Genomic DNA, 18317 nt, shown 5'->3' with positions numbered 1-18317 from the left:
CTCCGAAAAAAAAACACCAAGCCGCCGTAAGGGCGGAAGGGGCCGGCAGCCTCGCCACATCAACTGGATAAGCACGCATGCGCAGACCACCCCTGAGCCATCTTCATAGATCAGGATTAGAGATGTGTAGATACCTAAGCCGCGATAAGATAGGACTGACAGATTGCTATCGCGGGTCAAGCCCGCTCCTACCCAGCTAGCGAATCTGATGCTTGTGCAGCAGGCGGTAGAAGGTCGGCCGGGACACGCCCAGAACCTTGGCGGCAATGCTCAGGTTGTCGCTGTGGCGATTGAGCACATCACACAGTGCCTGGCGTTCGGCGCGGTGTTTGTAATCTTCGAGGGTGCCGATGCTCGGTGCGCAAGCCTCCTGGCTGAGCAGCCCGAGGTCCTGAGGCTCGATCTGCCGACCTTCTGCCAGCACCAGGCCGCGCCGCACGCGGTTGGCCAGTTCGCGGACATTGCCGGGCCAGTCGTGCTTGCCCATGGCGACCAGGGCATCTTCACTGAAACTGCGCGGGCGGCGCCCGGTTTCCAGGCTGTAGAAATGGGAAAAATGGCTGGCCAGCATCGACAGGTCGCCATGGCGGTCGCGCAGTGGCGCCGTGACCACTTGCAGAACGTTCAAACGGTAATACAAGTCCTCACGAAAGCGGCCGTTATTGATGGCTTTTTCGAGGTCGACGTGGGTTGCCGCCAAGACCCGCACATCCACAGCAATCGGCTGGCTGCCGCCGACTCGCTCGATGTGCTTCTCCTGTAAAAAACGCAGCAGGTTGGCTTGCAGCTCCAATGGCAGGTCGCCAATTTCGTCGAGAAACAGGGTGCCGCCGTGGGCGGCTTCAATTCGACCGATCTTGCGCTGATGGGCGCCGGTAAAAGCACCCTTCTCGTGGCCGAACAACTCGGACTGGATCAGGTGTTCGGGGATCGCCCCGCAATTGATCGGCACAAAAGGCTTGTCGCGGCGCTGGGACTGGCGATGCAGGGTACGCGCCACCAACTCCTTGCCGGTGCCGCTTTCACCCCGGATCAGCACCGGTGACTCGGTGGGCGCCAGCTTGCTCAGCAGCTTGCGCAGCTCACGCACCGGCCGGCTGTCACCGAGCAATTCATGTTCGGTCTCGTCGACATGCACATTGCCCTTGCCCCGCAGGCGCGCCATGCCAAACGCGCGCCCCAAGGTCACCTGGACCCGCGAGACGTCGAACGGCAAGGTATGAAAGTCAAAAAACCATTCACAGACAAAGTCGCCAACATTCTGTGCCCGCAGTTCCTCAGGGCTCAAGACCGCGATCCATTCGGTGTTGCTGCGGCTGATCAGGTCTTTGACCGCATCCGGGTGCTGCAGGTGCGTGGCCTGTAAACGCAGCAGGCCGACATCACAGGGATGCTCAAGGGCTGAGGTCAAGGTACAGCTGTGCACGTCCCAACCGACAGTGCGCAAACCTGGTAACAAACGATGGCAGTCATCGCAGGGGTCGACGATCAGCAGGCGGCGGTTGGATGCAGGCTCTAGCATGACCTATTCCTTGGCGCCAATAGTTGGAATTTTAAGTAGAAACAGTGTGTTGGCAGGCCCGTTTTAACAGTAGCAACGATGCGTCAATCGCCCACTACCGTCTGTCTGCAAAGTATCGTTAGTTGCCTAAGGGCTGGGAATTTTTCTGCGTTTTCAACGTCTGAGGCGGCGACACTTAGTCGCGTTGCGCAAGCAGGGTTAAATAATTTTCAATAGAGATGTGACTCACCCTGGTGCTGCGTGCATCAGTACAAGTAACTCACCGCTGCGCGATCGCCGCACGGTTTTATTCGATTGTTTGGGCCCACAGAGAGACCGAACCCATGAATGCCCCGCTCCGTGTCAACGAAGCACTGCTGATTGCCGACCACGCCTTCGAACCTTTCCAGTGTGTCGCCTGGGATGTACCCAACGGTACGGGTGAACTGAGCCTGGCAGTCATCGACCGGACCAGCACCCGCATTGGCGCCAAGCAAGTACCCAGCAGCACCTACTCCGACCCTGCGCAACTGGCTCATTTAATTGAAGAAGTGCGCGCCGAGTTGAGCGAAAAAGGTTATGCGCTGCAGCCTTGGTCAATGCCAAAGTAAGCAAGTAAGTGAATGCAAAGGCGCACTTCGAACGTGCGCCTTTGGCAACTTTTTAAACACCCGCCGTGCAAGCTGCGACACTTTGCCGCAGCACATTTTTAATGTCCAAAAGTTACCTGGTGATTTCCGCCAGTGTCTCAACATGCCGGTAATCGGCGTGCAACTGCTGCGCAAGTAACAGTGCTCTGCCCAGCCTGACGGGCGAACTTTCGATGTCGACCAACAGCGTCTGGCACGGCAGCGGCTGCAACGCGTCCCAGGTTTTAAGCCGCCCGTCGGTGACGATCAGGCAACGTTGCAGTTGCGTCGGGTAGCGCCGCTGGCGCTCCTGCAACCACTGCCGCGCTTGTTCCAGCGCTGCCAGCAATGGCGTGCCGCCCCCCGCTCCAAGCTCCTGCAACCACGGCTGCAAACTGGCCGACGCCTTGAGCCCGTGGCGTTGCCAGCGCGGCGCAGTGCCGCTGGCGGTGAGCAGGGTCAGCCGGGCGCGGTTGCGGTATGCCTGGTCAAAAAATTCGGCAAGCATGCCTTTGGCCCGGCTCAAGGCCTGATGCCGACGGGTCGAAGCCGAAGCATCAACAATCACCAGCCACAACTCAGGGCTACTGGCCGTGCGCTGCTGCCAGCAAAGGTCGCTGCGGGTGCGCGGGCGCCCCTTGAGCAACGTCAGCGGCCAGGCCACCGCACCTTGGCTGGCCGCTTTTGTCCGGCCACGCGGGCCTACGGCAAGAGGACCTGGGCGGGGCTTGGCATCCGCCGTTGAGTGACGACGGATGCTCAGGGCTTTTTTGCCCAGTTCGGCACCTCGCGCCGGGCGCCAGTTGGGGTTGCCTGTGGCGCCAGTTCGCCCCATTGGCCCTGGCCCTGCTCACCGGCCGAGGGCTGCGCCGCAGCGCCGTTGTCGGGCGCTTGCGGCTGTGGCGCGGGGGCTTCGCGGCGACGATGGCGCAAGGCGAATTCGGCCACGGCATCGATATCCTCGGCGTCGATCGCCACAGCCCCGCGCCAGGCCGCGTGGGCCCGGGCCGCCCGCAACCAGACCAGGTCGGCGCGCAGGCCATCGACCCCAGCGGCGAAACAGCGCTCGGTGATCTGCTCCAGCGCCTGGTCGTCCAGGGCAATCTGTTGCAGCCGCTCACGTGCGCTATGACAGCGCTCGCGCAAAGCGGCCTGGGCTGCTGCCCATTGGCCACAGAACGCCTCGGGGTCAGTGTCGAAATCCAGGCGTCGACGAATGATCTGGCCACGGGCTTGCGGCAACGGCTGGCCTTCAAGGACCACATTGAGGCCGAAGCGGTCGAGCAACTGCGGGCGCAACTCGCCCTCTTCCGGGTTCATGGTGCCAATCAGCACGAAACGCGCGCTGTGCCGGTGCGAGATTCCGTCGCGTTCGACCCGGTTGGTGCCGCTGGCGGCGACATCCAGCAGCAAGTCGACCAGGTGGTCCGCCAACAGATTGACTTCATCGACATACAGCACGCCGCCGTCGGCCTTGGCCAGCACCCCGGGGGAAAACTGCGCCTTGCCCTGGCCCAGCGCAGCATCCAGGTCCAGAGTGCCAACCAAGCGCTCTTCACTGGCGCCCAGGGGCAAGGTCACGAACGGACCTTCGCCGAGCAAATCGGCCAGGCCGCGCGCCAGGGTGCTCTTGGCCATGCCGCGCGGGCCCTCGATCAGCACCCCGCCAATTTTCGGGTCGATGGCGGTCAGGCACAAGGCCAGTTTCAGCTCATCGGCGCCCACTACGGCAGCCAGGGGAAAGTGTGCAGCTTCGCTCATGTCAATTCTCTTCTTCGCCGTCCAGCAACTGTTCTTCCAGCGCTTCACGGTAGTCGCCCGGTTCCTGCCACAGCCCGCGCTGCTGGGCTTCGAGCAGGCGCTCGGTGATGTCGCGCAAGGCATCGGGGTTGTGCTGGCGGATAAACTCGCGCGTCGGCCCGTCGAGCACATAGGCATCGGCCAGCGACTGGTAATGGTGGTCGTCGATCAAGTGGGTGGTGGCGTCGAAGGCAAACAGGTTGTCAACGGTGGCCGCCAGTTCGAACGCACCTTTATAGCCGTGCCGCTTGGCCCCGTCGATCCATTTGGGGTTTAGCGCACGGGCACGGATCACCCGGTTGAGTTCTTCTTTGAGGGTGCGAATACGCGGCCGGTCAGGCTGGCTGTGATCGCCGTGGTAGCTAGCAACGCTGTTGCCGCCCAGGCTTTCCACGGCGGCGAGCATGCCGCCCTGGAACTGGTAATAGTCATTGGAGTCGAGCAGGTCGTGCTCGTGGTTGTCCTGATTCTGCAGCACTGCCTGCACCTGGCTCAGGCGCCGGGCAAAGTGGGCCCGCGCCGGCGTGCCGTCATCGCCAGCGCCGTAGGCATAGCCGCCGTGATTCAGGTAGACCTCGGCCAGGTCCTTGCGGTCCTGCCACAGGCGCCCGTCAATGGCATTTTGCACGCCAGCGCCATAGGCACCCGGCTTGGCCCCGAACACCCGCCAGCCGGCCTGCCTGCCCGCCTGTTCGGCGTCCAGGCCCTGGCCCAGCAGTTCAGCGCGCTCACTGCGCACCTTGGCCGCCAGGGGGTTGAGGTCATCTGGCTCATCCAGCGCCGCCACCGCTTGCACCGCAGCATCGAACAGCTTGATCAGGTTGCCGAAGGCATCGCGGAAGAACCCCGAGACCCGCAAGGTGACATCCACCCGTGGCCGGTCCAGCAGGCTCAAGGGCAAGATCTCGAAATCGTCGACCCGCTGGCTACCACTGGCCCACACTGGCCGCACGCCGAGCAAGGCCATGGCCTGAGCGATGTCGTCACCGCCGGTACGCATGGTGGCCGTGCCCCACACTGACAGGCCCAGTTGGCGCAGATGGTCGCCGTGGTCCTGCAAGTGCCGCTCGAGGATCAGATTGGCCGAGGCGAAACCAATGCGCCAGGCGGTGGTGGTCGGCAGGTTGCGCACATCGACGGTATAGAAGTTGCGTCCGGTCGGCAGCACGTCCAGCCGCCCGCGACTCGGCGCACCACTGGGGCCGGCAGGCACGAAGCGGCCGTCGAGGGCGGCGAGCAGGCCGTGCATTTCTGCCGGGCCGCAGCCGTCCAGTTGCGGTGCCACCTGCTGCTCCAGCGCCTCGAGAATGCTCCGTACCTGCGCCCATTCGGGGCCTTCTGCAAGCTGCACGGCGCCGTTGAGTGTCTGTTCGATCAACTGGCCGGCATACAACTCCAGGCGCTCGCGGGTATCGCCCGCCGTGCGCCATGCCTCATCCGAGCTAACCAACAGCGAAGGCCGTGGGCCCTGCCAGGGCTGGCCAAGGTCGCAATCGAGCGGGTCGAAGCCCAGGTTCAGCGCCCTGGCCAAGGCCCGCAACAAACTGCCGTTGGCCCCGCGCCCATCGCCGCGCTCAACCCGCAACAGGGCCAGCAGGGTGTCGATGCGCAGGCGCCCGGCCGGCGACTCGCCAAACACATGCAGGCCATCGCGGATCTGCGATTCCTTGAGGTCGCACAGGTAGGTGTCCAGGCGTGGCAGCCAGATGGCGGCATCGTCCAGCGTGCCTTCGATCTGCAGCTCGCGGTCAATATGATTGTCGCGCACCAGTGCGAGGATATCGCGCTGCAGTTCCCGGGCCCGGCGCGGGTCGAGCAGCTGCGCTTCGTAGTACTCGTCAGCCAGCAACTCCAGATGGCGCAACGGCCCGTAGGTTTCGGCGCGGGTCAGCGGCGGCATCAGGTGGTCGATGATCACCGCCTGGGTACGGCGCTTGGCCTGGGCGCCCTCGCCCGGATCATTGACGATAAACGGATAGATGTTCGGCAGCGGGCCGAGCAAGGCATCCGGCCAGCAACTGGCAGACAGGCCGACGCCCTTGCCCGGCAGCCATTCCAGGTTGCCGTGCTTGCCAACGTGGATCAGCGCATCGGCGGCAAAGCCGTGGCGCAGCCAGAAGTAGAACGCCAGGTAACCGTGCGGCGGTACCAGGTCGGGGTCGTGATAGACCGCGCTCTGGTCCAGCTGATAGCCCCGCGCCGGCTGGATGCCGACAAAGGTCAGGCCATAGCGCAGGCCGGCAATCATCATGCGACCGCTGCGAAACATCGGGTCCTGGCTCGGCTCGCCCCAGCGTTCGCGCACGGCGATCTGGTTGGCTTCGGGCAAGGCGGCAAAGGCTGCCTGGTAATCGTCCAGGGCCATGCTCTGCATGCACGGGCGCAAGTCGAGGCTGTCGAGGTCGTTGCTGACCCCACCGAGCAAGGCCTGAATCAACGCCGTACCGCTGTCGGGCAAAGGCGCCAGCGGATAACCCTGTGCCTGCAAGGCACGCAGGATGTTCAACGCCGCCGCCGGGGTATCAAGACCGACACCGTTGCCAATGCGGCCATCGCGGGTCGGGTAGTTGGCCAGGATCAGCGCCACGCGCTTCTGCCCATTGGGCACGCGCGCAAGGTCACACCAGCGCCGCGCCAGTTCGGCGACAAAGTCCATGCGTTCGGGCTGCGCCCGGTAGCAGACCACGTCGGACTGGCTGCGCTCGCTGCGCCAGGCCAGGTCCTTGAAACTGACCGGCCGGGTAATGATGCGCCCGTCCAGCTCCGGCAAGGCAATGTGCATGGCCAGATCGCGAGCGCCAAGGCCCTGCTCGCTGGCCTGCCAGGCCGGTTCGTTGTCCTGGGCGCAGATCGCCTGCAGCACCGGGATATCGCGTCGGAACGGGCGCAGGTGCGGCTGCTCGGGGCTGGACTGGGCAAAGCCTGTGGTGTTGATGATCAACGCGGTATCGACCTGGTCCAGCCAGTCTTCTACCTGTTGCAGGCAACCGGCTTCCTTGAGGCTGGCCACGGCAATCGGCAAGGGATTGAGCCCGGCCAGTTGCAAACGCTCGCAGAAGGTATCGATAAACGCGGTGTTGGCCGCCTGCAAGTGCGAGCGGTAGAACAGGATCGGCACCACCGGCTGCTCGACCTGCCATTCGCCGAACCAGTCCTCCAGCGCCGCAGCGGCCTTGCGCGGGTGATACACCGCGGTACGCGGCAGTTGCTGCGGCTCGCGCCAGGGGTAGTCGCACGCCAGGTACTGACTGGCCAGGCAGTTGAACAGGTTCAGGGCATTGGCCTTGCCGCCCTGGCGCAGAAAGTGCCAGAGCCGTTCGGCCTGTTCGGAAGGCACCGTGCTCAGGCGGGTCAGCTCCGGGTCCGGACGGTCATCGCCCGGCACCAGAATCAGCTGTACACCACGGGCCGCCAGTTCCAGCAATTGCTCCACACCGTAGCGCCAGTAGCCGACGCCACCGTGCAGCGACACCAGGATGACCTTGGCATGGCGCAAGACCTCGTCGACGTAAAGGTCGACCGAGGCATGGTTCTGTACCTGCATCGGGTTGGCCAGACGCAGGCTGGGGAAATCTGCGGGCAACTGCTGGGCGGTTTCGGCCAGCAGTGCCAGGTGCGAGTCACCGCTGCAGAGGATTACCAGCTCGGCCGGGGTCTGGCCGAGGTCGGCAATGCTGTCGTCCGGTACAAAGCCACCGGGCTGGGTCCGCAGCAGGTGCATGGGTCAAGCGCCCAGGGCGGCGCGCAGGCTCGCTTCCAGTTGCACCGCATCCAGTTCCTGGCCGATCAGCACCAGGCGCGTGGTGCGCGGCTCGTCGCTGCGCCAGGCGCGGTCGAAGTGCTTGTCAAAACGGGTGCCCACGCCCTGGATCAGCAAGCGCATCGGCTTGCCCGGGATGGCGGCGAAGCCTTTGACCCGCAGGATGCCGTGCTGCACCACCAGTTGGGTCAGGGCATCGAGCAACAGGCTTTCGTCGGCTTGCGGCAGTTCGATTGAGATCGAGTCGAAAGCGTCGTGGTCATGGTCGTCGTGATCGTTACCGTCGTGGTGCGAATCGTGGTGGGTACGGCGGCCATCGATATGCGCCTCGGACTCGGCGCCCAAGCCCAGCAGCACGTCCAGCGGCAGACGGCCGCTGCTGGCTTCGATCACCTTGACCGCCGGCGGCAGCTCTTCCTCGACTTCGGCGCGGACCTTGGCCAGGTCGTCAGCAGCGATCAGGTCGGCCTTGTTCAGGATCACCAGGTCGGCGCTGGCCAACTGATCGGCGAACAGCTCATGCAGCGGCGATTCGTGGTCCAGGTTAGGGTCGAGCTTGCGCTGAGCGTCAACCTGATCCGGGTAGGCGGCAAAGGTGCCTGCGGCAACGGCTGGGCTGTCGACCACGGTGATCACCGCGTCAACGGTGCAGGCGTTGCGAATCTCTGGCCACTGGAAGGCTTGCACCAGTGGCTTGGGCAGGGCCAGGCCGCTGGTCTCGATGAGGATATGGTCCAGGTCGCCGCGACGGGCCACCAGTTCGCGCATCACCGGGAAGAACTCTTCCTGCACGGTGCAGCACAAGCAGCCATTGGCCAGCTCATAGACGCGGCCGCTGGCCTCTTCTTCGGTGCAGCCGATGCTGCACTGTTTAAGGATTTCGCCGTCGATGCCCAGTTCGCCGAACTCGTTGACAATCACCGCGATGCGCCGCCCCTGGGCGTTGTCGAGCATATGCCGCAGCAGCGTGGTCTTGCCCGAGCCGAGAAAGCCGGTGACGATGGTGACGGGGAGTTTGGCCAGTGTTTTCATGTCGATGCCCTTGGCAGGATGGCGGGCATGCGGGACGAGCGCCAAAGGTGTCATGCACCTGGCCTGTTCGCCACCGGATCACCCCGCCCGGTTGAATGTCGGAAACTGTTCGAGGCAGGTCTCCTGGCTTGCATTGCACCGGCGCCTGGGCCAGTCGCACGACGCCTTCCCGCAAGGCTTGCAGTGGCTGTGTCGAACGCTTGAATGCTTACAGTTGCGGGGGCAGCCGCGGCTTGAACCGCGTTCCCGTCTTAGCTTCGGCCAACGCCGAAGAACCTCGAAGCGGCTAGGCTACGCAGTGCCCAGTGAGCGGTCAACTGCTGTCACGATTGACGCCTGTCCGCGCCCGTGATTTGCTAAGGCCATTCGTTTGGGTGCCCTTTGAGGGTGAAACTGGGAAACCGGTGCGTCATACGCTTCGTTATTAGGTGTACGACAAGTCCGGTGCTGCCCCCGCAACGGTAAGTGAGAAAAGCGTCAGAACCACTGTGCCCGCTGTCTGGCATGGGAAGGTGACGCCTGTGGTGTGGCCACCTGCCCGCCCTCACCAGCCCGGAGACCGGCCCGACGCTTGACCGAACAAACCCGCGGTGGGCGGGCGCTGTTGCAACCCCTGGGCGAATCTTGCGCAGGGGCTCGCTGCGCTTGCCTGTTGCCGACAACACCAAGAGGAAAGCGCCATGCGTACCAGTACCGCCAGTCATTCAGCCGTTACCCCTTCAAGCCTCAGCCAGCGCCTGCTGGTTGCTGTCGGCGCTTCGCTGCTGGGCCTGTGCCTGGTGTACTTTGCCGGTTTCTCGCACATCGAAGCGGTGCACAACGCCGCCCACGATACCCGTCATAGCGCCGCCTTCCCTTGCCACTGAGTGCTGCCCCGATGATCAAGCGTATTGCCAGTACCGCAGGCTTTACCGGCCTGCTGGCCGCCCTGCTGCTGACCCTGCTGCAAAGCTTCTGGGTCGCGCCGCTGATTCTCCAGGCGGAAACCTATGAAAGCGCCGCGCCTGCGGTCGAGGCGGCCCATGAACATGCCGCCGGCACCGCCGAGCATCATCACGACAGCGAAGCCTGGTCGCCGGAAGACGGCTGGCAGCGGGTGCTGTCGACCACCGGCGGTAACCTGGTGGTAGCGGTCGGTTTCGCCCTGATCCTCGCCGCGCTCTACACCCTGCGTGCGCCCAAGAGCGTGATCAGCGGTGCGCTGTGGGGCCTGGGCGGTTTTGCCGTGTTCTGCCTGGCGCCGACCCTGGGCCTGCCACCGGAGCTGCCGGGCACCGCTGCCGCCGACCTGGCCCAGCGTCAGGCCTGGTGGGTCGGTACTGCTGCCGCCACGGCTGCCGGCCTTGGATTGATCGTGTTCGCCCACAACTGGCTGCTTAAAGCCCTGGGCGTGGTGCTGCTGGTCGTACCCCATGTGATTGGCGCGCCGCAGCCTGAGGTCCACCAGATGCTCGCCCCAGAAGCCCTGGAAGCCGAGTTCAAGGTCGCGTCCCTGCTGACCAACGCCGCGTACTGGCTGGCCCTGGGCCTGATCAGCGCCTGGCTGTATCGCCGCTCCAGCCAGGCCTGACGGGATGCAGTTGTACCTTGGCCTGGGTTGCCGTCGCGGCTGCCCGGCCGACGCCTTGGGTGAGTTGCTCACACGCACCCTGCTCGCCCATGACCTGCCGCCTGGCGCGGTCATGGGCCTTGCCAGCATTGACCTCAAGCACGACGAACCCGGCCTGCACGCGCTGGCCCGGCGCCTGGGCGTGCCGCTGCTGTTCTACAGCGCGGCGCAATTAGCTGTATTTGAACAACACCTGAGCCATCGTTCTGCCGTGGCCTACCAGCACAGCGGCTGTTATGGCGTGGCCGAAAGCGCCGCCCTGGCCCTGGCCGCGCAGTTTGCTGGCCACCCACGCCTGCTGGTACCGCGGACCTTGCAGGCCGACGCCAGCCTGGCATTGGCCTGCAGCAGCGATTTTCGCTGATAATCAGCGCTTTCCAGCCAAGGACTCCCCATGACCGTCTATTTCATCGGCGCCGGCCCCGGCGATCCCGAGCTGATCACCGTCAAGGGCCAGCGCCTGATCCATCGTTGCCCGGTGATCATCTATGCCGGCTCTCTGGTACCTGCTGCCGTGCTCGAAGGGCACAGCGCCCAGACGCTCATCAACAGTGCCGAACTGCATCTGGCGCAGATCATCGAGGCGATCAAGCAAGCGCACGAGCGGGGCCAGGATGTAGCCCGGGTACACAGCGGCGACCCGAGCCTGTACGGCGCCATCGGCGAACAGATCCGCTATCTGCGCGAGCTGGGTATTCCCTACGAGATCATCCCGGGCGTCACCGCCGTGGCCGCCAGCGCTGCCCTGCTTGGCTGCGAACTGACCTTGCCAGACATCGCCCAGACCGTGATCCTCACCCGCTACGGCGACAAGTCACCCATGCCCGCCGGTGAGCAACTGGCCGACCTGGCCCGTCACCGCAGCACCCTGGCGATTCACCTGGGGGTCAAGCACCTGGAGAAGATCGTCGAGGAACTGCGCCCGCACTACGGCGGTGATTGCCCGATTGCGGTGGTCCACCGCGCTACCTGGCCGGATCAGGACTGGGTACTGGATACGCTTGATGGTATTGTCCGGCAGGTGCAGGCCAAGGGTTTTCGCCGTACTGCATTGATCCTGGTCGGTCGGGTACTGGCCAGCGACAGTTTTTCCGAGTCGGCGCTGTATCGTGCCAGCCATGCCCATCTCTATCGTCCCTGACAAAGGACCTGATCATGCTCGAATTGCGCCCCTACTGTGAATGCTGCGGCGGCGACCTGCCCGGCGACAGCCAGGATGCCCTGATCTGCTCGTTCGAATGCACGTTTTGCAAGGACTGCAACGAGCGTCAGCTCAAGGGCAAGTGCCCCAATTGCGGCGGAGAGCTGGTCAAGCGCCCGGCGCGCTCGGCGGCCAAGCTGGTCAACAACCCGGCCTCGACCCAGCGGATTGTCAAGGAGCACGGCTGCCCGAGCCACTGAGAGGAAGGCCTTAAGTAGCCTTTGATCGTCTGGTGTATACAGACCCCTTGTGGGAGCCGGCGTTGCCGGCGATGAGGCCAGTACAGCCGTGTATGTCGAAAGGGTAGTTGCGCTCTTGAGATCGAGCGCCGCGGTGCAAGGCTAGAGCTCATGGGGTCTGGTACTGGCTCAGGTATTTGTCCAGGGTTGCCTTGTCGCCACTGTCATCCCCCGCCACCTGCCACAAGCGCCGCTCGATGCCCTGCGCCAGCAGGTGCCCCACCGCCGCCTCGATCGCCGATAGCACGCACAATTGCGCCGGCTCGTTGGTGGTGTAGCCAACCTCGGCTTCCAGCAGTTTCTTGAATTCGATGAACTTGAACACCCCGGCGCTGCGCCCGACCGAGTAGATGGTCTTGCTGGTCATGACGTTGGCCAGGACCTGGCCGCTGCGCACGTCCACCGCCCGCAGGTTGACCGAGACCTGGTCGACCCGGTACTCGCGTGACAGGTCGATGCCCAGGTAACGCGCGCCCTCGCCGCCACTGCGCACGTTGGTGTCGTAGGCAATGATGCCGCCTTCAAGCATCAGGTTGGCCGCCTGCAGTGGTGGCAGTTCGCCGAGGATGTTCACCGGGGTGTCGGGCTTTTTCTGCGAGGCGCGGATGATCTTGCGTTCGGTCAGCAGGTTCTGCAGCCCCTCGCGTTCGAGTACCACGAACCAGCCGCTGGCCTGCAGGGCATCCATCAGCATGCTTGCCGCACCCTGGGTGACGCTGGTGGAAAACGAGCTGGCCGGGGTCGGCTTGTATTGCCCGGTCTGGTCGCGAAAGCCGTACACCACCGCCATCAGCCGGCCCTTGGGCCGCGGCATGTTGAGCAGGTCGTAGTAGGTCGAGGCGCGTGGCGTCAGGGTCGGGCTTTCGCTGTCCTGTTCGGCCGACATCGGTTCGCGCAGGCTGCAGCCTTGCAAGGCGGCCAGGATCAGCAGTGTGCTCAGAAATCGTTTCATGGCTGTTTCTCCCCGTTGTCCCGCCCCGTCAAGGGGCCAGGCCGTTGACCTGGATTTCCGAAATCTCACCGGTGACCCGGTCGGTGATCTGAATACTCAAGGCCCCCGAGTCGTCGATGACATTGATGATGAAGGCGTCGGTCTGCAAGCTGCCGGTATTGCCGTTGTTGATGTTGGTGAGCAGTTGCGACAACAGGCGCGATTCCAGCTGGCTGGTGAAGCGCTCCAGCGCCGAGGTGCTGGCGAAGGCCGAAGCGCGGTCCTTGATCGCCGGGTCGTCATGATCGTTCTGCGCCTGGGCGTTGTTGAGCAACCAGGTACCGTTCAACGGGTTGCCGCCGAACGCCGGGTTGACCGGGGTGTAGACCAGCTCCGTGGCGCCGGCCTGGCTGCCCAGGGCGGCTAGCAGCGCGAAGGCCAGGCGGCGGGTTTTGTTATTGTTCATAGCTCGTCCCTCTCCAGATCAGTGGTGTCCTGCAGCAGCATCTGCAGCTTGCGCTGGATGATCTGCGCCTTGACCAGGTCCGCAGCCTCGTAGGCGGCGTCCTTGAGTTCGGTGGTGTTGGGTGGCAGAAAGCGCCGGTACATCACCCGTTGCTCATACTCGACCGTCACCAGGCTGCCCCAGCGCGGGTCGGGTCGTTCGCGTACCACCAGGTTGAAATCCAGGCGGCTGGTGGCACGCAGCCGCTCGGCAAAGCTGTAATAGAAGTCATGGCCGATGTGCGAGATGGTGTTGTCGACGATAAAACCCATCATCTCGTCCTCGGCGCCGCCCCGGGCAGTGCCGGCCAGCAGCACCAGGGCCAGGGCGCAGGCACTGAGGCGGTTCATTGCCCGGCTCCCTGGGCCAGGCCCTTGCGCGCACCCGCTGCGGTTTCGGCGAAGGCTTTTTCGGCAACGAACTGCCAGTCGCTGTAGTGCTCCAGGCCCTCGAACTCAGCCCACTGCGCGGCAAAACCGCTGCGCTTGCGCGGCATCGCTTCGGAGCGGCTGTAGACGCCGGTGATACGCCCATCGATCGAACGCAGCAGGCCCCAGTCGTCGCTGTGGGTCATCGGGTCCGGGTACAGCCGGCGCAGGTGGCGCTTGGGGTCGGGGTAACGGTTGTCTTCGAGCAGTTCTTCCAGGCTCTGCGGGTACTGGGCAAGGCCGGGCGAGTTACGAAAGTAGCTGCGCAAGGCCTGGGCGTACTGCGCGCCGACCCATAGCAGTTCACGTTCACGCTCGCGCTGGGCGACGCTCGACCACAGCGTGCCGGTGGCCGCCAGGACCATGCCGGTGACGGTGATCAGCAGCAGCACGCCCAGGTAGGTGAAACCTGCCTGCCCGGCCTTACCACTCGGCATAAAGGCTGCCATCACGGGCCCTCCCGGTTGAGCCGCTCTTGATGTCGGCAACCGAACCTGCGACACCTTCAGGCGGCGCTACCACCTGCCACAGGTCGCGGCGTTCGGTGATCGGGTCCAGCGGCGCACCGCGCAGGTAACGCTGCTCCACCAGTTGTTCGAGCGATTCGGGGTAGCGCCCGGTATCGCCGTAGTAGTGGTCCAGGGCCTCGCGCATCACCGCCAGGCTCTGGCGCAGGGTGGCCTCGCGCGAAGTCTCCAGGCTGTTGAAGTAACGTGGCATGGCGATGGTCATCAGCGTGGCGATGATCGCCATCACCACCAGTAACTCGATCAGGGTGAAGCCCCGGCTAGCTTTCATGCTGTTCACCACTGCCCGTAGGCGATGCCGTTGAGGCCCTTGCCACGGGCCTGGGAGTACACATCGAAAACATCTTCGCCATCGCGCGGGTTCTGCGCCGGACTGTCATAGGCGCGCAGGCCCCAGCCGCCTGGCTCGTCGTCCTTGCGCGCCGCCACCAGCGGATCCTGTGGAATGCGCCGCAAGAAGTAGAACTTGGCACCCTTGGCACTGCGCACATCGCGCACGCCATCGACCAGCACCTGCAGGTTCGGCGGGTAGCCGCTGGCATCGAGGGATTTTTCGATGTAGCCGGCGTCGAAGGCGCGTTTGTAAGCGTCGATGGCATCACGCAGTTGGTACAGCGCGGTGCGCAGTTCCTGCTCCTTGTTGCGCCGCACCAGGGTTTCGGTCAGCGGCGCGGCAATCGAGGCCAGCAAGCCGAGCAGCGCCAGGGTCAGCATCACTTCGATCAGACTGAAACCTGCCATCGACCGTTTCATGATTCAGGGCCTCACCGCGCCAGGCACAGCCACCAGCGCCTGGTCGTCTGGCACCTCGACACTGCGGTTGAGGTTGCGGATCTGCATGCTGGTTTCAGTGCCGGTGGCAAACTCCATGTCCGACGGGCTCTGGTACGGCAGGTTGCGGATGATCCGCGGGGTGATCGACAGCACCAGCTCCGACTGGCTGTTGTCGCTGCGGTTGCTGCCGAACAGCCGGCCCAGGCCGGGAATGTCGCCAAGGCCGGGGATCTTGTTGCCGCTGGCGCCCTGGTCGTTACGCACCAGGCCCGCCAGCACCTGAGTTTCGCCGTCGTGCAGGCGCAGGCTGGTCTGGGCATTGCGGGTGTCGACCTGAACCGGAATGGTGCCCTGACGGGTCGGCTCCAGCGGCTTGGCGTTGCTGACTTCCAGCGCCACCTTGATCGCCACTTCGTTGTTCAGGTGTACCACCGGGGTCACTTCGAGCTTGAGACCGACATCCAGGTAGGTGACGCTTTCAGTGATCACCGGGCCCTGGGTCGAGGGCACCGAGGTGGCGCTGATGATCGGCACCCGCTGGCCGATGTGAATGCGCGCCTGCTCGCGGTTGCTGACGCGGATCACCGGGCTTGCCAGGGTATTGATGTCGTTGTCCTGGGCGTTGATCTTGGCTTGTGGCGCCGGGGCGATACTGATGCGCGAGGAGTTGATGCCGCGCAGTTGGTCAAGGGTGCCGACCGGGTTGCCGTCGGCATTGAGAATGCCAAAGGTATTGGGCCACTGCAGGCCGAGTTCGAGGATCCGCGAACGGGCCACCTCCATCACCTCCACCTCCAGCACCACTTCCGGGTTGGACTGGTCCTGGGACTGCAACAGCTTCTCGGCCATGCGCACGGCATCGGGTGTGTCGCGCATGGTCAGGGTGTTGAGGCGCTCATCGACGAACACATCGCGGGTCTTGAGCATGGTCTTGACCATGTTCAGCGCGGTGTTGGCGTCGATACTGGTCAGGTAGAAGGTGCGCATCACCAGTTCCTGGTAATCCTTGGTCTTCTGCGGCGAGTCCGGGTAGATCAAAAGGGTGTTGTCGTTCACCACTTTCTGATGCAACTGGTTCTGCTCCAGCAGCAGGGCCACGGCATCCTCGATGCGCACATCACGGACGAAGATGGTCGCTTTCATGTCCGGGCGCAGGTCCTTGTCGAAGATGAAGTTGAGCCCCGCCACCTGCGACAGCACCTCGAAGATGGTTTTAAGGTTGGCGTCGCGAAACTCCAGGGTCACCGGGCGTTCGAGCTTGGTGCGCAACTGCGGGTTGGGCTGCGCGGTGCGGCTTTGCACCAGTTCGATGTCCTTGCGCAACGCCAGGCCGCCTTCGTTCTGCGGGTCGAGCAGCAGCACTTCGCGCATGTGTCGCTCGGCGCCGAACAGATCGCCTGCGCGCAGTGCGGCCTGGCCCAGGGCGATGCGCTCGCCGAGGTTGCGCATCTGCTCGATCTGGCGCACCGCGTCCAGGGCCCGGCGATTGTTCGGCTCCAGGGTCAGCACCCGGCCATAACCGCTACGTGCACCGCCGAAGTCATGGCGGCTGCGGTCGCTGTCGGCCTGGGTCAGCAGCGCTTCCACCGCCTGGCGCCGGCCCTGGATCAGGGCGATATTCAGATCGGTGTCGCGCGGGTGCTGCTTGAGCGCCTCTTCGAGTTGGGCGATGCCGGCCTCGTACTGGCCTTCGCCGATCAGCGCCTGAGCGTCCTTGCGCACACCGGAAGTACCGCAACCGGCCAGGGCGACACACAGGGCCAGCATCAGGTACGGCGCTTTGTTGCAGAGCCTGGTGGAAATCATGGTGCGCTCCCTACAGACAAGGTCTGGGACAGGTGCAACGGCAGGTAGACCAGGCTCAGCTCCGTGGCGGAGATCTGCTCGATCCGGTAGGTGTCATCGATCACGTCGCCACGGCGTACGACGTAAAGTTTCTCGCCGCTTTGCAGGAACACCTGCTGATCGGCGCGATCATCCAGGCGGCCGACGAACTGGAATGGCAGCGCCGGTGCGGTGGGCACCTGGGCCACCGGGGCGACGACCACCGGCTGCTCGGTGACCGTGGTCACTTGCACCGCAGGCTTCCAGCTCTTGCTCGGAAACAGGTCGCGGGGCTTGAGCGACGCCGCTTTACTGTCCGGCTGCGCAGGCGCCGGCACGCTTGCCGCCACCTTGCTGGCGACGGCCACAGCCGCCTCGCCGTCTTCAGCCGCGTCGTCGAAGAAGTACCCCGGCCCCCAGGCCAGTACTGCGGCGGTGCCGAGAAATCCCAGCCAGGCCAGGCTGCGTTGAGTGTTCATCATGACCTCGACAGATAAAGGGTCATACGGATGCGCCCGGTCAGTTCGCGGTCGCCGATCTTCTTGCGTTGCAGGTCGATGTCTTCGAGCACCAGTGCCGGCAACTGGCCGAGCAAGGCATGCACGTAGCGGCGGATCTGCGGGTAGCTGCCGCGCACCGGCAGAAGGATCTGGTAGCGCGCCAACTGAGTCTTGGGGTCGATGCCCAGGGCGTACTCACCGCGGGCCAGGGTGATCTGCTCGGCCTTGGCCAGGGCGTAGATGCGGTCGATGGCCACCGTAGCCTGGGGCTGGGCCGGCAACTGCCTGTGAAAGTCTTCCAGCTCGTGCCGGGGCACCTGTGGCAGCTTCAGCGTGCCCTGCTGCAATTGCACGACTTGCGCACGGGCCTGGTCGCGCTGTTGCTCAAGGGCTTGCACTTGTTGCCATTGCCCCAGCAGCACCACAGCGCCATACAGCAGTGCCAGGGCCAGCAGCCCGGCACCAGCCAGGCCGACCACGCCAAGCTTACGGGCGCGTTCATGAACAATCAGGCTAGGGACGCGCATTGCCGTTCTCCCAGGTGGCCGACAGGTTGAACTGCACCGGATGCTCGGCCTGTTTGGCGATGATTTCGTGGTTGAGCAACGACACATCGCGCAGTTCGTCACTGGCCTCCAGGCGCTTGTGGAAAGCCAGCATGGCTTCCAGATCGCGGGCTTCAGCGCTGATGCGCAGTTGGCCCTTGCGTGCGTCGGGGGTCAGGGTGAGCAAGGCGACGTCGTCCTGCTCCAGCCCCTCGAGCATGCCGAACAGGCGCTCCCAGGGCCGTTGCAGTTGCTGCGAGACGCTGCGCATCTGCGCCAGTTTCTCGGCCTGCTCGCGGCTTTGCGCAGCATTGAGGCTGGCTTCGGCCTGCGGGCGTTTGCCCAGTTGCCGGTCGAGCTGTTCGAGCTGCTGTTCAAGCGCGGCCTGTTGTTGATTGAGGCCATGCTGCAGCAGCCCGGCGCCGAGCAGCAGGCTCAGGCCGACAGCCAGCAGCGCCCAGGCGGGCAGCTCGGTGCGGGTAGGCTGGAAGTCCAGCATCAGGCGGCGCATG

The 18317-nt window shown here is 64.3% G+C and carries 21 protein-coding genes and 2 riboswitches; of the genes, 6 read left to right on the top strand and 15 right to left on the bottom strand.

What is annotated here, in order from left to right:
* Nucleotides 1-196 precede the first annotated feature (196 nt).
* Entirely contained in the window at nucleotides 197-1522 is a 1326-nt protein-coding gene (locus M5G17_RS03220; RefSeq protein ID WP_273891568.1) for a sigma-54 dependent transcriptional regulator, read from the bottom strand.
* Nucleotides 1523-1845: 323 nt separating this feature from the next.
* On the opposite strand from M5G17_RS03220, the gene M5G17_RS03215 reads away from it, so the two are divergent.
* Nucleotides 1846-2112, top strand: a complete 267-nt coding sequence (locus tag M5G17_RS03215) for a hypothetical protein (protein WP_038995105.1) — start codon at nucleotides 1846-1848, stop codon at nucleotides 2110-2112.
* 112 nt (nucleotides 2113-2224) lie between these two features.
* On the opposite strand, the gene M5G17_RS03210 is transcribed toward M5G17_RS03215, so the two are convergent.
* The 4 genes from M5G17_RS03210 to cobW all read right to left on the bottom strand — a co-directional run bounded on the left by M5G17_RS03210 (nucleotide 2225) and on the right by cobW (nucleotide 8722).
* On the bottom strand, nucleotides 2225-2794 hold the full coding sequence (locus tag M5G17_RS03210) for a vWA domain-containing protein (protein ID WP_337993341.1): 570 nt from the start codon (nucleotides 2792-2794) through the stop codon (nucleotides 2225-2227).
* A 95-nt stretch (nucleotides 2795-2889) separates the two neighbouring features.
* Entirely contained in the window at nucleotides 2890-3891 is a 1002-nt protein-coding gene (locus M5G17_RS03205; RefSeq protein WP_273891565.1) for a magnesium chelatase ATPase subunit I, read from the bottom strand.
* A gap of 1 nt (nucleotide 3892) precedes the next feature.
* Complete coding sequence (gene cobN, locus M5G17_RS03200; RefSeq protein ID WP_273891564.1) at nucleotides 3893-7651, bottom strand: cobaltochelatase subunit CobN; 3759 nt, start codon at nucleotides 7649-7651, stop codon at nucleotides 3893-3895.
* A 3-nt stretch (nucleotides 7652-7654) separates the two neighbouring features.
* Nucleotides 7655-8722 carry a cobalamin biosynthesis protein CobW gene (cobW, locus tag M5G17_RS03195; protein ID WP_273891570.1) on the bottom strand — a complete coding sequence of 356 codons (1068 nt, stop codon included), beginning with the start codon at nucleotides 8720-8722 and terminating at the stop codon, nucleotides 7655-7657.
* A gap of 96 nt (nucleotides 8723-8818) precedes the next feature.
* A riboswitch (cobalamin riboswitch) is annotated at nucleotides 8819-9017 on the bottom strand.
* Nucleotides 9018-9076: 59 nt separating this feature from the next.
* Nucleotides 9077-9304: riboswitch (cobalamin riboswitch) on the top strand.
* Between the two features lie 98 nt (nucleotides 9305-9402).
* Between cobW and M5G17_RS03190 the strand changes: the two genes are divergently transcribed.
* Genes M5G17_RS03190 through M5G17_RS03170 form a run of 5 tightly spaced genes read left to right on the top strand, consistent with a single transcriptional unit; the run spans nucleotide 9403 to nucleotide 11732 of the window.
* Nucleotides 9403-9588, top strand: coding sequence for a CbtB domain-containing protein (locus M5G17_RS03190; protein WP_130264559.1), 186 nt, complete (start codon nucleotides 9403-9405; stop codon nucleotides 9586-9588).
* A gap of 11 nt (nucleotides 9589-9599) precedes the next feature.
* Nucleotides 9600-10292, top strand: coding sequence for a CbtA family protein (locus tag M5G17_RS03185; RefSeq protein WP_273891562.1), 693 nt, complete (start codon nucleotides 9600-9602; stop codon nucleotides 10290-10292).
* A 4-nt stretch (nucleotides 10293-10296) separates the two neighbouring features.
* Nucleotides 10297-10695 (top strand): cobalamin biosynthesis protein, encoded by a 399-nt coding sequence (locus M5G17_RS03180; protein WP_273891561.1) that lies wholly within the window; start codon nucleotides 10297-10299, stop codon nucleotides 10693-10695.
* A gap of 30 nt (nucleotides 10696-10725) precedes the next feature.
* Nucleotides 10726-11472, top strand: coding sequence for a precorrin-4 C(11)-methyltransferase (cobM, locus tag M5G17_RS03175; protein ID WP_273891560.1), 747 nt, complete (start codon nucleotides 10726-10728; stop codon nucleotides 11470-11472).
* Nucleotides 11473-11486: 14 nt separating this feature from the next.
* Nucleotides 11487-11732, top strand: a complete 246-nt coding sequence (locus M5G17_RS03170; RefSeq protein ID WP_273891559.1) for a DUF1272 domain-containing protein — start codon at nucleotides 11487-11489, stop codon at nucleotides 11730-11732.
* 148 nt (nucleotides 11733-11880) lie between these two features.
* On the opposite strand, the gene M5G17_RS03165 is transcribed toward M5G17_RS03170, so the two are convergent.
* The 10 genes from M5G17_RS03165 to M5G17_RS03120 are packed head-to-tail and all read right to left on the bottom strand — an operon-like array spanning nucleotide 11881 to nucleotide 18316.
* Nucleotides 11881-12723, bottom strand: a complete 843-nt coding sequence (locus tag M5G17_RS03165; RefSeq protein ID WP_130264554.1) for a CsgG/HfaB family protein — start codon at nucleotides 12721-12723, stop codon at nucleotides 11881-11883.
* A gap of 28 nt (nucleotides 12724-12751) precedes the next feature.
* The gene (locus M5G17_RS03160) at nucleotides 12752-13168 is read right to left on the bottom strand and encodes a curli assembly protein CsgF (protein ID WP_273891558.1); all 417 of its coding nucleotides are present in this window, start codon (nucleotides 13166-13168) and stop codon (nucleotides 12752-12754) included.
* On the bottom strand, nucleotides 13165-13557 hold the full coding sequence (csgE, locus tag M5G17_RS03155; RefSeq protein WP_130264552.1) for a curli production assembly/transport protein CsgE: 393 nt from the start codon (nucleotides 13555-13557) through the stop codon (nucleotides 13165-13167). Before csgE ends, M5G17_RS03160 begins: the two co-directional genes overlap by 4 nt.
* Nucleotides 13554-14084, bottom strand: coding sequence for a type II secretion system protein (locus M5G17_RS03150; RefSeq protein WP_273891556.1), 531 nt, complete (start codon nucleotides 14082-14084; stop codon nucleotides 13554-13556). Before M5G17_RS03150 ends, csgE begins: the two co-directional genes overlap by 4 nt.
* Nucleotides 14059-14433: a type II secretion system protein gene (locus M5G17_RS03145; RefSeq protein WP_130264550.1), complete on the bottom strand. Its 375-nt coding sequence runs from the start codon at nucleotides 14431-14433 to the stop codon at nucleotides 14059-14061. The genes M5G17_RS03150 and M5G17_RS03145 overlap by 26 nt, the downstream gene beginning before the upstream one ends.
* A 5-nt stretch (nucleotides 14434-14438) precedes the next feature.
* Complete coding sequence (locus tag M5G17_RS03140; RefSeq protein ID WP_273891555.1) at nucleotides 14439-14915, bottom strand: type II secretion system protein; 477 nt, start codon at nucleotides 14913-14915, stop codon at nucleotides 14439-14441.
* A 3-nt stretch (nucleotides 14916-14918) separates the two neighbouring features.
* Nucleotides 14919-16742, bottom strand: coding sequence for a secretin N-terminal domain-containing protein (locus tag M5G17_RS03135; RefSeq protein WP_273891554.1), 1824 nt, complete (start codon nucleotides 16740-16742; stop codon nucleotides 14919-14921).
* Complete coding sequence (locus M5G17_RS03130; RefSeq protein WP_273891553.1) at nucleotides 16739-17239, bottom strand: hypothetical protein; 501 nt, start codon at nucleotides 17237-17239, stop codon at nucleotides 16739-16741. Before M5G17_RS03130 ends, M5G17_RS03135 begins: the two co-directional genes overlap by 4 nt.
* Entirely contained in the window at nucleotides 17239-17787 is a 549-nt protein-coding gene (locus M5G17_RS03125) for a type 4a pilus biogenesis protein PilO (protein ID WP_273891552.1), read from the bottom strand. The genes M5G17_RS03130 and M5G17_RS03125 overlap by 1 nt, the downstream gene beginning before the upstream one ends.
* Complete coding sequence (locus M5G17_RS03120; RefSeq protein ID WP_273891551.1) at nucleotides 17774-18316, bottom strand: pilus assembly protein; 543 nt, start codon at nucleotides 18314-18316, stop codon at nucleotides 17774-17776. Before M5G17_RS03120 ends, M5G17_RS03125 begins: the two co-directional genes overlap by 14 nt.
* Nucleotide 18317: the final 1 nt, after the last annotated feature.

This window comes from Pseudomonas rubra, assembly GCF_028656935.1.
GTDB lineage: Bacteria > Pseudomonadota > Gammaproteobacteria > Pseudomonadales > Pseudomonadaceae > Aquipseudomonas > Aquipseudomonas rubra.
This window is presented reverse-complemented; position numbering and strand designations above follow the sequence as displayed.